This is a genomic window from Amycolatopsis ultiminotia (genome assembly GCF_039536925.1).
Taxonomy (GTDB): Bacteria; Actinomycetota; Actinomycetes; order Mycobacteriales; family Pseudonocardiaceae; genus Amycolatopsis; species Amycolatopsis ultiminotia.
The window spans coordinates 103,447-116,266 of sequence record NZ_BAAAZN010000002.1; the positions used below are offsets into that span (position 1 = coordinate 103,447).

12 protein-coding genes are annotated in these 12,820 nt (G+C 70.4%); 7 read left to right on the top strand and 5 right to left on the bottom strand.

The window, feature by feature from the left end; all coding sequences use genetic code 11:
* Positions 1–43: 43 nt before the first annotated feature.
* On the top strand, positions 44–913 hold the full coding sequence (locus tag ABD793_RS05415) for a neutral zinc metallopeptidase (protein ID WP_344855975.1): 870 nt from the start codon (positions 44–46) through the stop codon (positions 911–913).
* Here ABD793_RS05415 and ABD793_RS05420 read toward each other — a convergent pair.
* Positions 906–1,484: a TIGR03086 family metal-binding protein gene (locus ABD793_RS05420; protein ID WP_344855977.1), complete on the bottom strand. Its 579-nt coding sequence runs from the start codon at positions 1,482–1,484 to the stop codon at positions 906–908. The genes ABD793_RS05415 and ABD793_RS05420 overlap by 8 nt on opposite strands.
* An 82-nt stretch (positions 1,485–1,566) precedes the next feature.
* Between ABD793_RS05420 and pdxR the strand changes: the two genes are divergently transcribed.
* The 3 genes from pdxR (at position 1,567) to ABD793_RS05435 (ending at position 3,962) form a co-directional block, all read left to right on the top strand.
* Entirely contained in the window at positions 1,567–2,988 is a 1,422-nt protein-coding gene (pdxR, locus tag ABD793_RS05425; protein WP_344855979.1) for a MocR-like pyridoxine biosynthesis transcription factor PdxR, read from the top strand.
* On the top strand, positions 2,985–3,431 hold the full coding sequence (locus tag ABD793_RS05430; protein WP_344855981.1) for a hypothetical protein: 447 nt from the start codon (positions 2,985–2,987) through the stop codon (positions 3,429–3,431). The genes pdxR and ABD793_RS05430 overlap by 4 nt, the downstream gene beginning before the upstream one ends.
* A 99-nt stretch (positions 3,432–3,530) precedes the next feature.
* Complete coding sequence (locus ABD793_RS05435; protein WP_344855983.1) at positions 3,531–3,962, top strand: CBS domain-containing protein; 432 nt, start codon at positions 3,531–3,533, stop codon at positions 3,960–3,962.
* On the opposite strand, the gene ABD793_RS05440 is transcribed toward ABD793_RS05435, so the two are convergent.
* Positions 3,963–5,462, bottom strand: coding sequence for a DUF4139 domain-containing protein (locus tag ABD793_RS05440; RefSeq protein WP_344855985.1), 1,500 nt, complete (start codon positions 5,460–5,462; stop codon positions 3,963–3,965).
* Between the two features lie 85 nt (positions 5,463–5,547).
* On the opposite strand from ABD793_RS05440, the gene ABD793_RS05445 reads away from it, so the two are divergent.
* On the top strand, positions 5,548–7,305 hold the full coding sequence (locus tag ABD793_RS05445; RefSeq protein WP_344855987.1) for a Xaa-Pro dipeptidyl-peptidase: 1,758 nt from the start codon (positions 5,548–5,550) through the stop codon (positions 7,303–7,305).
* On the opposite strand, the gene ABD793_RS05450 is transcribed toward ABD793_RS05445, so the two are convergent.
* Positions 7,302–7,943 (bottom strand): response regulator, encoded by a 642-nt coding sequence (locus tag ABD793_RS05450; RefSeq protein WP_344856845.1) that lies wholly within the window; start codon positions 7,941–7,943, stop codon positions 7,302–7,304. The two genes, ABD793_RS05445 and ABD793_RS05450, sit on opposite strands and share 4 nt — an antisense overlap.
* Complete coding sequence (locus ABD793_RS05455; protein WP_344855989.1) at positions 7,940–9,052, bottom strand: sensor histidine kinase; 1,113 nt, start codon at positions 9,050–9,052, stop codon at positions 7,940–7,942. The genes ABD793_RS05450 and ABD793_RS05455 overlap by 4 nt, the downstream gene beginning before the upstream one ends.
* Before the next feature lie 89 nt (positions 9,053–9,141).
* Between ABD793_RS05455 and ABD793_RS05460 the strand changes: the two genes are divergently transcribed.
* Both ABD793_RS05460 and ABD793_RS05465 read left to right on the top strand, forming a co-directional pair.
* Entirely contained in the window at positions 9,142–9,972 is an 831-nt protein-coding gene (locus ABD793_RS05460) for a M23 family metallopeptidase (protein ID WP_344855991.1), read from the top strand.
* 595 nt (positions 9,973–10,567) lie between these two features.
* Positions 10,568–11,653, top strand: coding sequence for a DUF4192 domain-containing protein (locus tag ABD793_RS05465; protein WP_344855993.1), 1,086 nt, complete (start codon positions 10,568–10,570; stop codon positions 11,651–11,653).
* A 51-nt stretch (positions 11,654–11,704) separates the two neighbouring features.
* Here ABD793_RS05465 and galE read toward each other — a convergent pair whose 3' ends face one another.
* A complete protein-coding gene (gene galE / locus ABD793_RS05470; protein ID WP_344855995.1) occupies positions 11,705–12,685 on the bottom strand; it encodes a UDP-glucose 4-epimerase GalE in 981 nt (326 codons plus the stop codon).
* Positions 12,686–12,820: the final 135 nt, after the last annotated feature.

A 12,820-nucleotide genomic window follows, 5' to 3' on the forward strand; every position in this document is an offset into this window, starting at 1 on the left:
GCTCGCTCGGCCGCCTCCGTATGCTGGACCGCGTGGGGGATCGATGATCGCGCCGCCGCGTCGCCGTGGGCCGGGGAAGGCGCTCGGCGTGCTGGCGGCCGTCGTGGTCGTCGTGGTCGCGGTCGGGCTCATGGCCGCGGTCCCGAACGAGGTGACCGGTCACGCGGTCGCGGTCCCCGGGGGTGCCACGGCGCGGTCACGCGAGGACGGCGGAAGTCCGGTGCGCGAGCTGGCCACCAACCCGCTGCTGGGCGAAGGGGTCGTGCTCAGTCCGGTTACCTGCGATCTGCCGGAACTCGGCCAGTCGGGCGCGCGGCTCGAGGCGTACTACCACGCGCTCACCGGCTGTCTGGGGCAAGCCTGGCGTCCGGCGCTGGAGCGGGCAGGGGAGCCGGTGATCGACGTCAAGGTCTCGGTCACGTTGCCGAAGGTGAGCGCGTGCGGCTCGGCGCCGTCGCGTGAAGAGGCCGTCGCGTACTACTGCGGCGGCGACACCACGATCTACGCCCCCACGGAGTGGATGATGTCGGACGCCGGGGCGAAGCGCGCCCGGCACCTGGCGACCATCGCGCACGAGTACGGCCACCACGTGCAGCGCGAGAGCGGCATCCTCGATGCGGCGGCGGAACGGATGAGTTCGTCCCAGCCGAGCGATCCGGCCGACCAGGCGGTGGTGCGCCGGATCGAACTGCAGGCCAACTGCTTCGGCGCGCTTTTTCTCGCGGTCGCGGCGGGCCGCGGTTCGATCGGGCGGGCCACCGCGAACGCCGCGGTGGCCGACTACGGCCGGGCCGACGACAGCGGTGACCACGGCACCCGCGACCACCAGATCGCGTGGGCGAAGGCCGGCTACTCCGGCGCCGGGCCGGTCGCGTGCAACACCTGGTCGGCCCCGGAGGACCAGGTCAGCTGACCCGCCAGGCCGGGTCGCGGCCGAGGAGCCCGAGGAACCGGTCGAGCTCGGCCGCTTCACCTGCGACCGGGACGACCGCGCCGAAAGTCCCGTTCTCGGCGCGTTTCGCGGGATCTGTGGGGATCACCGCCGCGAACTGCAGCGCGGTCCGCACCGCTTCCGGCACCGGTTCGTACTGCACGCCGACGGACCGGGCCAGGTCCCAGCCGTGCGCGACAGTGTCGACGAGGTGCATCGCAGTGGCGACTTCACCGGGGAAGGTGCCGAAGGTGTTGATCTTCACCGACCGTTCCGCGACGCCCGGTTCGCCGAACGCGGTCAGGTAGTCCTCCACCGACGCGGTGTACGCGGCGTAGTGGTCGTCGCCGAGGCGGCCGCCGTCCCAGTCCGGTGCGGATCCGTCGCGAGCAGCCTGGGCGAAGGCGTGGTTTTCACCGACCTGGTGGCGCAGGAGGTCACGCAGCGTCCAGCCCGCGCACGGAGTGGGCCGGTCCAGGTCCGCGGCGGTGATCCCGGCGACGATCCGGTCGAGGACGAGCAGGGACTGGCGATCGAGGTCGAACGTGGTCATGGACCGACGCTAACCCCATGATCGGCCCAGCAGGAGGACCACATCCACAAGAACTTCGGTGGACCAATCTAGACTCGTTCCGGTGGACCTCCACCTCGATCTGTCCGGCACGCGGGGGCACCGCGACGAGATCTACCGCCAGATCCGCGCGGCTGTGCTCGACGGCAGGCTCCGTGACGGCGACGCGCTGCCGCCGTCGCGGGAGCTGGCCCAGCGGCTTGCCGTCTCACGGACCACGGTGACCGCGGCCTACGACCGGCTGACCGCCGAGGGCTTCCTCACCGGCCGGGCAGGCGCGGGCACCTACGTCCGCGCCGGGGCTGCCCCCGATCCGGCCGAACCGGTTGCGGCACCGGCGGACGGCGTGCAGCCGCGTCCGGAGTGGACGGAGCTGCCCGCGCCGCCGGGTTCGTTCGCCACCGCGCCGGAGTTCGACTTCCGCGCCGGCGTACCGGATGTGCGGCGATTCCCGTTCGACACCTGGCGACGGCTGACCACGCAGTCGCTGCGCGCGTCCCGGCCCGGTCTGCTGACCTACGGCGAACCGCAGGGCGATCCCCGGCTGCGCACGGAACTCGCGCGGCATCTGGCGGTGTCCCGCAACGTCCGGGTGCGGCCGGAGGACGTCGTGATCACCTCGGGTGCCCAGCAGACGACCGATCTCGTCGCACGCGTGCTGCTGCGGCCCGGCGACCTGGCCGCGGTCGAGGATCCCGGCTATCCGCCGCCACGGCTGCTGCTGGGCACGCTCGGGGTCCGCGTCGCGGCCGTCCCGGTCGACGAGGAGGGCATCGTGGTCGACGCGATCCCGGCCGGCACCCGGCTGGTGCACGTGACCCCGTCGCACCAGTACCCGCTCGGGGTCGCGATGTCGCTGGCCCGGCGGCGCGCGCTGCTCGACTGGGCCGAGCGCACCGGCGCGGTGGTGCTGGAAGACGACTACGACACCGAGTTCCGCTACTCCGGTCGTCCGCTGGAACCGTTGCACAGCTTGGATTCCCACGGCCGGGTGGCCTATGCCGGCTCGTTCTCCAAGGTGCTCTCGCCCGCGCTCCGGCTGGGTTTCCTCGCCGCGCCACCGGCGTTGACCGAGGCGATCGTGAAGGCGAAGTACCTCGCCGACTGGCATTCCCCCGGCATCGAACAGGCGGTGCTGGCGGCTTTCCTGGCCGAAGGCGGGTTCGCGCGGCACATCCGGCGGATGCGCGGGGTCTACCGGGAACGCCACGACCTGCTCGTCGACGGACTCCGCAGTGAACTCGGGGACGTGCTGGCGCCGGTGCCCTCGGCCGCGGGACTGCACCTCAGCGCGACGGCCGGGCAGGACCTGCGGGCGGTCGCGCGAAGGGCACGCGACCGCGGGGTGTGGCTGTTCTCCCTCGGCGGCTTCTGCGTCACCACCCGCCGGAACGGCCTGCTCTTCGGCTACGGTGCGATCACGGCCGACCGGATCGGACCGGGGCTCGCCCGGTTGCGCCGGTTGTTCGACGAGGGAGAGCGATGACCGACGACGTGCTGGTGGCGATCGACTCCGGGCTGCGCAAGCACCTCGCCGGAGACCGGTCCGGCGCGAAGGCCGACCTCCTCGCGCTGTGGGAGCGCATCGGGGAAGACGGCGATCCCCTGCACCGCTGCGCGCTCGCGCACCACCTCGCCGACGTCTGCGCCGACCCGGCCGAGGAACTCGAATGGGACCTGCGGGCACTCGCCGCCGCGGACGGTCTCACCGACGCGCGTGTCCAGGAGCACCATTCGACCCTCGCGGTGCGCGGGTTCTACCCGTCGCTGCACCTGAACCTCGGCGAGGACTACCGCAAACTGGGTGACCTCGCGGCCGCCCGCAGACATCTCGCCGCCGCCCGCGAAAAGCTCGACGCACTGGGCGAGGACGACTACGCCGAGGGCATCCGGCTGGCCCTCGACGGGCTGGCCGAGCGGCTCGGCTGAACCGCAATACCACGAACGGACGCGTCCTGCCGGACTTTCGCACTCGGCATCCGGGCCCTAACCTGTGGTGACCCGGCTCACCGAGGAGAAGGGATCGCCATGCGAATCGCGGATCTGCTCCAGCGCAAGGGCACCACCGTTGCCACCGTCTCTCCCGGAACCACGGTCACGGAACTCCTGGCGGGCCTGGCCAGGCACAACATCGGCGCGATGGTGGTGGTCACGGCCGACGGCGGCATCGCCGGGATCGTGTCCGAACGCGATGTCGCGCGGCGCCTCAACGAGCACGGCCCTGCGGTGCTCGACGGCCCGGTCGCGGACATCATGACGAAACTCGTGGCCAGTTGCGGTCCGGACGATTCACTCGACCAGCTCAGCGTGCTGATGACGGAGAAGCGGATCCGGCACGTCCCGGTGCTCGCCGACGGCAGGCTGGCCGGCATCGTCAGCATCGGCGACGTGGTGAAGACCCGGATGGAGCAGCTGGAGCGCAGCCAGGAACAGCTCGAGGCCTACATCGCCCAGGGCTGATCACTCGCGCCGGCCTGCCGGCCGCACGCCTTTCGCCACGTCCACGCGGTAACCGAGCGAAACCTCCGCGGACGCGCCGGACGCCACGGTGAGCCGCCAGGTGAACTCGCCGAGTTCGGTCCGCTCGGCCGGATCCGGTGCGCTGTGCACGTCCCGCACGGTGATTGCTTCGTCGCGCGACACCGGGGCTTGATCGAGCACGGTCACCACTGCTTCACGTGGGCTGTGGTTGGTCACCGTGGTGCGGTATTCCGCTTCGCGGCGGCGCTGCCCGGACAGCGCCGCCTTGCCCGCCGTGCGCCGCACGAGTTCCCGCTCGACGCGGATCCGGTCATCCACGCCGAGCGCCAGTTCCAGCTCTTCGCCCGGAGCCCACAGATCCAGCCGCGTGGTGCCGACGAACTCCGACTCGTGGAACACCGACGCGCGACCCGGTTGCAGCGGGTACGCGCCGGCGTTGACCACCTTCGCTCGAAGGTAGGCCTCTGGCGCCTGCGCCGGCGCGGTCAGGTAATCCAGTTCGGCGGTCAAATCCAGCTGCGCCAACGTGGTCCGGTGTCCTTGGGCGCCGGAGGGAACGGCGATCGGACTGGGCGGCCGAAAGGTCACCGCGGTGGCGCCCTGCTCCACGGTGGCCAGTTTCGGTGCCACCCGGCTCTCCGCGGACACCGACGCGGCGGCGAACGCCCGTTGCGGCGGCGGCGCAGGCTGTTCCCGGTCGAGGTACCAGGGTTGCAGCTCCGGGAGTGTCACGGTGTTCGCCGGCCGGGCGGTGGACAGGGTCAGCTCGCATTCCGGCCAGTCCTCGCCGGTGTGCTGGCTGACCAGGCCGTACGAAGTGACCGAGACGTCCGCGCCGCGCACCCGCACGTCGTAACCCGGTTCCCAGCCGGCTCCGGGGACCACATAGGACAGTTCCAGTTCCCCGTCACCGGACGGCTCGATGTCCACGGTGACCGTTGAACTGTCCTGTTCGGACTGTGCACTGTGGCTTTCGATCCGCCGGTCGAGCGCGGCGAGGTCTTCGCGCAGCCGGGACAGCCGGGTGCTGAGCACACGCCGGTCCTTGAGCGCGGCAGCCAGCTGCCGGCCGAGTGCCGTACTGACCTCCTCGACGCGGCCGGGCTCGGTCGTGCCGGCAGCGAGTGCCTTGGCGAAGCTGGCTCCGCTGCGCCGGGTCACCCCGGTGAGCAGATCGACCTGCGCCGACGCGGCGGCTTCCTCGTCGGCTACCGCGTCGACGATGGCTTGTTCCGCGTGGCGCTGCTCGACGAGCGTCCGCAGCGCGGTGTCGGCCGGACCGGCGTGCCGGGCTGCCCCCACGTCGACGCCGGTGACCAGCGCGTCGCCGATGCCGCCGACCCGGACCGACCCGGCGTCGAGGGAGATCGGCAGGCCGGTGATCGCCACTCGGTTGCCCGCGGCCGGATCGACCCGTCCGCGCCGGGTGATCCGCGCGTGCTGCGGATAGACCGTGACGGCGACGATAGGTGCGTCCATGGCTCCGACGTTAGTCGGTTGACGGCGTACGCGGTTGCCGGAAGTGTCGGACGGACTCGTCTGCTTCGTCCGGCTTGGGGGTGCTGTGAGGACCGCTGCTCGGGTTGCCTTCGTCTTCGCCACTGTGGTCACGCTTTCGGCACCGCTTGTCGCGGCCGCTTCGCCACCCGAGGCGGTCTTCGCGGACGGCCAGGCACAAGCGGTGTTCGACCCGGCCGACGTGGTGCGCGAAGACGTGTGGGTCACCGCGCCGGTGGACAGTGACCACGACGGTCGCGAGGACGTCGTGCATGCCCAAGTGGTGCGTCCGAAAGCGACCGAACAGGGCATGAAGGTCCCCGTCGTGTACGAGGCGAGCCCGTATTTCGCCGGAGGCAACGACGTCGCGAACCACGACGTCGACAAGGAGCTGTACGTGCCGGGACCGCACGCCGCGGAACCGATCAAATGGGCTTACCAGGACTACTTCACCGCGCGTGGATTCGCGGTGGTGTACGGGGAATCACTGGGCAGCGGCCTGTCCACCGGCTGCCCGACCTCGGGCGATGTGAACGAAACCGTCGGCGCCCGTTCCGTGGTCGACTGGCTGAACGGCCGGGCACCCGCGCACGACGCCGCGGGCGCGTCCGTGACGGCGGCCTGGAGCACGGGGAAGACCGGCATGATGGGCGTGTCCTACAACGGCACCCTGCCCGAGGCGGTGGCGAGCACCGGCGTCGAGGGGCTGGAGACGATCGTGCCGATCGCGGCGATCTCCAGTTGGTACCAGTACTACCGCAACGATGGCGCGGTCGTGGCCGCCGGCGGCTTCCAGGGCGAGGACACCGACGTGCTCGCGAACTACGTGTACACGCGTGCCGACCGGGAAATCTGCCGTCCGGTGATCGATGGGCTGACCGCTGCACAGGATCGGGTGACCGGTGACTACAGCCCGTACTGGGACGCACGGAACTACCGTAACGACGTCGGCAAGGTGCGTGCTTCGGTGCTCGCGGTGCACGGGCTGAACGACTGGAACGTGAAGACCGATCAGGTCACGGAGTGGTATGAGGCGCTGAAGGCACACGGCGTCGAGCACAAGATCTGGCTGCACCAAGCCGGCCACGCCGACCCGATCTCGCTGCGCCGCGATGTGTGGCTCGTGACGCTGAACAAGTGGATGTCGCATTACCTCTACGGCGTGGACAACGGCATCGAACGGGAGCCGAAGGTCACGATCCAGCGTGAGGACGAGTCGTGGACCGACGAGCCCGAGTGGCCCGCACCGGGAGCCGCGGACGCTTCGCTGCACCCGTGGCCGGGCGGCGGCGCGACGGGGACTCTCGCGGCACAACCCGTGCCTGGCAACCCGGCCGTCGAATCCCTGGCCGACGACGCGAGCAAGACGGTCGAACAGCTCGCCGATGCCCCGTCGTCGGGCAACCGGCTGCGCTACGCGTCGTCCGCCGCGACACGCCCGTTGCGCCTGTCCGGCACTCCGCACGCCGACCTGCGGCTCGCGTTCGACCGTCCGGCCGCGAACGTCACCGCGGTCCTGCTCGACCGCGCCCCCGACGGCAGCTCGCACGTGATCAGCCGCGGCTGGACGGACCCGCAGAACCGGCAGAGCCCGGCGGTGACGTCGCCGATCACCCCCGGCGAGCAGTACCGCATCCGGGTGGACTTGATGCCGAAGGACTACGTGCTGGCGACTGGGCACCGGCTGGAGTTCCTGCTGGCTTCCAGCGACCACGACTACACGCTTCGGCCGCGGCCGGGCGCCGGATTGTCGCTCGACCTCACCGGGACCACGGTGACGGTGCCGGTCGTGGGCGGGAAAGCGGCGTTGGGGGAGTCGTTCTAGTCGGCGATCCCGGCGCGGTAGGCGAACGCCACGGCCTGCGCGCGATCGCGTAGGCCGGCTTTGGCGAACAGATGGTTGACGTGCGTCTTCACGGTCGCTTCGCTGACCACCAGCGTGCGCGCGATCTCCGCGTTCGACAGGCCCGCCGCGATCAGCCGCAGTACTTCCACTTCGCGCGTGGTGAGCCCTTCGAGTTCCTGCGTGCGCACCGGCGCACGGCTGGTCGCGGCGGCCACCAGCCGTGCCTGCAACGCGCCGTCCACAGTCGACTGGCCGGCCGCGGCCGAGCGAAGCGCGCGGGCGATCGCTTCGGCGTCGGCGTCCTTGGTGAGGAACCCGCGCGCGCCGGCCTTCAGCGCGCCGAGCAGTGAATCGTCGTCGGTGTAGGTGGTGAGCACGACGACCTCGGTCTCCGGATACCGCGCGCGAACCAGTTCGGTGGTCTCCACCCCGTTCCGCTTCGGCATCCGCAAGTCGACCAGCAGCACGTCCGGCCGGTGTTCGGCGACCAGCTCCAGCGCCTGTACGCCGTCGGCCGCCGCCCCGACCACCTCCACCTCGGGCAGCAGGCCGAGCAGGGTGACCAGCCCTTCACGCACCACGGCCTGGTCGTCGGCCAGCACCACGCGCAAGGTCACGCCGGAACCGTCAGGTGAATCCGCCATCCGTCCTCCCCAGGTCCGCTTTCGAACTTTCCCTCCAGCAGTGCGGCGCGCTCGCCCATGCCCCGCAAACCGTATCCGGCCGTCGGTGCGTCCGGTGGGCGCCTGCCCTGCCGATCGACGACGGTCAGGGCGACTTCGTCCGTGCCGAACACCAGCTTGACCTCCACTGCGGCACCTGCGGCGTGTTTACGGGTGTTCGAGAGAGCTTCCTGGACGGCGCGCACCAGCGTGGTGCCCACTGCTGCGTCCAGTTCGCGAGGCTCGCCTTCGACCACGAGGTCGGCGCGCGCACCGCTGTCGAGCCGGTACGACGCGAGGAGATCGGAGACAGTGCGCTCCACGGGTACGGCGTCCTCACGAAGCGCAGCGACGGCCTTGCGCGCCTCCGCGAGCCCGTCCGAAGCGAGCTTCTGGGCGCGTTCGATCTGTGCGAGCGTGTCGGCGCTCGCGCCGTCACGGACCAGCATGAGCCGTGTCCCCTGCAGGTTCAGCGCGAGCCCGGCGAGGGAATGCGCCAGCACGTCGTGCACTTCGCGGGCGATACGTGCGCGTTCGGCGAGCGCGGCGGCACGGGCGTGCTCCTCGGTGGCGGTCTGCGCACGAGCCAGCGCCAGCTCGGTTTGCTCCAGCCGCGCCACCCGGCCCCGCCGGTTGGCGGCCAGCAGGACCATCACGATGAGCGCCGCGAGAGGCGCGAGCGCGTTGAGCCAGCTGGGCTGCTGGGAGATCGCCCAGGCGATGATCGTCCCCGCCGCGGCGGCCACCGCGAACCCGGAGGCGACGCGGCCGGACGAGCGCAGTGTGTAGAAGGTCGCCCCGAACATCGACACCGAGGTGAAGCCGCTCGGCCGGAGCACCCACAGCGCCCCGGTCGCGGCGATCACCAGGACCAGCGCCGCGGGCAGCAGCCACCGTGGCGGGGCGGTCCGGTCGTGCAGCAGGACCGGCAGGGACACCACCGCGACCAGCACGATCAGCGGCCAGGTCACGGCGGACGCGGACGAGATCGCGAACAGCGTCGGCACCGTGATGATGCCCCAGCGCACCCAGTCGATGCCTTCGAGCCGTCGTACCGCGTTCATCGGCCGCACCTCCCCGCTTGTACGGAAAATGTACTGGCTCCGGCTTTCCTGGGCGCCGTCCGGGATTTCCGCCCCACGGAGGTAGGTCCATGAGACGGTTCGCATTCGCCGCCGCGGCAGTGTTCGCGTTCGGCCTGACCTGCGCCGCCCCGGCGTCCGCGGCGCCGAACTTCCAGGTGCCGTTCAAATGCGGGGTCACCGTGACCGCGGCGACCTTCAGCGGACACAACCCGGCGAACTCCGTCGACTTCCAGAAGTCCGGTATCACCGGAATGCCGGTCGTGGCGTCGGCGCCGGGCAAGGTCACCCGCGTGGAGAACGAGGGCAGCACCAGCTACGGCCGCTGGATCGAACTCGACCACGGCGGCGGCTGGCGGACCCGGTACGCGCACCTGTCCGCCCAAGAGGTGTCGGTGGGCCAGAACGTCGGACAGGGAGCACAGATCGGCAAGGCAGGCGCAACCGGCGGAGTGACGGGCCCGCACCTGCATTTTGAGGAGAACCTGAACGGCGCGACGCAGAAGGCCGTCCTGAACGGCGCCGCAGTGCCCTATTACGGCAAGAAGGATTTCACGAGCAAGAACAAGTGCGGCGGCAACCCGTACTCGGCCACCGAGATCTGTGGAACCGGCTTTTCCGTGCTCGACCAGCAGGCACTGGGCACCGCGGGCACGGCGTACCTGCTGTACAACGCCACGTCGAAGGCCAACTGCGTGACGACCCTGAAGGCGACATCCCTGGGCACCGCGAGCCCGGCCTCGGCGTTCCTGGAGGTGAAGGGTTCGGCTCGCACCACTGACAAGGGCAGCTACACCTACTACGCAGGCCCGGTGAAGAAGACGGCAGGCAAGACCTGCGTGCAATGGGGTGGTTCAGTGGGCTCCGCCACCTACGAAAGCCCGTTCGAACACTGCGGCTGACACCCAGCGGCGTCTCCCGGGACTGCGCGGTGCCCGGCGGTGTACCTGAGCCACTGTGCTCGCCGCCCGGGACTACTGGCCACTTCGTCGGTTGGTTCCTGCCTGTTACTTCTGTCCTGGTCCGTTCGTCTGCCACTTCGTCGGTTGGTTCCTGCCTGTTACTTCTGTCCTGGTTCCTTCGTCTGCCACTTCGTCAGTCGGCTCCCACCCGTCGGCTCTCACCTGGCCCTCCACCCACCACAGCGTCACCCGGTACTTTCCCCGAACTTCACCGCCGTGCCGACGCCCCACTCTTCGCCGCGGTACCGACTCTGGCCGGGTTTCCCGTGACCAGCGCCCGTCGAGGTCCTGCACATCCTCCAGGACCTCGACGGGCATCTCTTTCCCGCTGCCGGGCCCGGCTCCCGGCTGGGATCTTCCTTGTGTGGCAAGGAAACAGTGTCCTGCCGCGCCGGTCCTGTCGCCGGATGCACGTACCACTGACAATTCCTGCGTCGGCGGTGCCCCGGCCGACGGTTTGTCCACAACGGCCCTCGCTGCCCACAGATTTCCCGCCGCCGCTCCCGGAATCCGCTTTCCGCCGCACAGTGGAGGCGTGACCACCTCGACCCCACCCGGCATCGACCGGGTCATCCTCCGAGACCCAGCCCAGCTCATCGCGTCGCTGCCGTACCTGCTGGGGTTCTGTCCCACCGAGTCCGTCGTCCTGCTCGGCCATCTGTCGCCAGGCACCGCCATCGGCCTGATCCTGCGCGCCGATCTGCCGCCGAGGGAACTCTTTGCCATCCAAGTGGATTCACTCGTCCCGCGCTTCCTCCACGAGGCGCACGCCGGGGTCACCGCTGTCATCGTCGGCGGTGATCCCGACGACTGCGGTCCACCGCACGCGGATTTCGTCGACGAGCTGCGGCGCGCACTCGCCGAACACGAGCTCCACCTCTTCCATCCACTGTGGACAGCGGAAGTGGCCGCCGGCGCACCGTGGGCCTGCTATCGCGATCCCGATTGCGGCGGGATACTGCCCGATCCGCGGGACACCGTGATCGCAGCAGCCACCACGAGGGCCGGCTACGTCGTGTTCCGCAGCCGGGACGAGGTCGCTGCCCTGTTCGAACCCCGTTCCCGCAGAGCACTCGAGCGTCGGGCGGCGCTCTTGACGCGCTCGCCCGCACCACTGTGCGATCCGGAAATCACGAGCACGGCATCGGGCGATCCCGGTGCCGAGTTGTCCAGCGGCGTCCTACTCGAGCGCGCGGCAGCCGAGGTTCGAGCCGCATTCCTCCGCCACCGTCGCCGCGAAGGCCCGCCCAACGATGCGCAGGCCGTCCGTCTCGCGCACGCTCTCAGCCTGGTACCGATCCGCGATGCCTGTCTCGCCACCGCCGTTCCGCTGGGAAGTCCGCTCGCCTGCGAGGCGGAGGAGGTGTGGCTCGCCCTCGTTCGCGAACTACCTGCGCCTCACCGGGCCGGCGCGGCCTGTTTGCTCGCCTACTCCACGCTGCTGCGCGGCGACGGTGCACTCGCCGGTATGGCGGTGGCCAACGCGGTCGAGGCCGACCCGGGAAGCCTTCTGGCGTCTCTCCTGCACTCGGTCTGGAACGCCGGCGTCGACCCGGGCAAGCTCATCGGCCTGGCCACCGGCAACGGCGGGGTGGATCTGGGCTTGGCCGGGGCGACGTGAACGGGTGACCGTTCCGGCTCGGGTGAGCCGGGGCTGCCGGGAACCTCGGTCTCAGGAACGACGGCTCTGGGTGAAATCCCATGCGTCGGAGACGATGCCGTCCAGGTCGGTCCGCTCGGGCTTCCAGCCGAGTTCGTCGCCCGCCTTCTCGCTCGACGCCACGAGCACCGAAGGGTCACCGGCGCGGCGTGGCGCGACCACCGCGGGGATCGGGTGCCCGGTCACCCGGCGGCATGCCTCCACGACCTCCAGCACGGAAAACCCGGTGCCGCTGCCGAGGTTGTAGATGCGGTGCTCGCCTGCGGTCGCGTGCCGAAGGGCGAGGAGATGCGCGTCGGCGAGGTCGACCACGTGGATGTAGTCGCGGACGGCGGTCTTGTCCGGCGTCGGGTAGTCGTCGCCGTAGATGGAGATGTGCTCGCGATCGCCGGTCGCGACCTGGAGAACGAGGGGGATGAGATGGGTTTCGGTGGTGTGCCGCTCACCGGACGAACCGTAGGCGCCGGCCACGTTGAAGTAACGCAGGCTGACCGCGGCGAGGCCGTGGGCGCGCGCGAAGCTGGTGATGGCGTGGTCGATGGCGAGCTTCGACGCACCGTAGGTGTTGGTCGGCTGCGCCGGCGCGGTCTCCGGGATCGGGGAAACGTCGGGCTCGCCGTAGGTCGCGGCGGTGGAGGAGAACACCAGCCGTGGCGTGCCGTTCGCCTGCATTGCCTCCAGCAGCCGCAGGGAGGTGACGACGTTGCCTTCCCAGTACTTCGCCGGATCGGTCATCGACTCGCCCACGAGCGACTTCGCGGCGAAGTGCAGGACCCCGTCGAATCCCTCGCCGAGGATGTCCGCGGCCACCTCGGCGGCGTCTCCCTGCACGAAGCGGGCCTGCGGGTGCACAGCGTCCGCGTGCCCGGTGGAGAGATCGTCCACAACCGTGACCTGATGACCGGCTTCGATGAGCCGCGCGGTGACCACGCTGCCCACGTACCCCGCGCCGCCCGTCACGATCAGTTTCAGGGCGCTTTGCTGGTCCGTCACGTCTTGGCCTTTCTGGTGAGGGGCGATGACCGTGTGCCACAGTCTTCCCCCCGCGCCGGGCGCCGTTTCTGCCGGGGGTTGCTCCGGCGGCTCGCGAAGACAGCACGGCCCCGCCACCGTGGAGCGTGGTGGCGG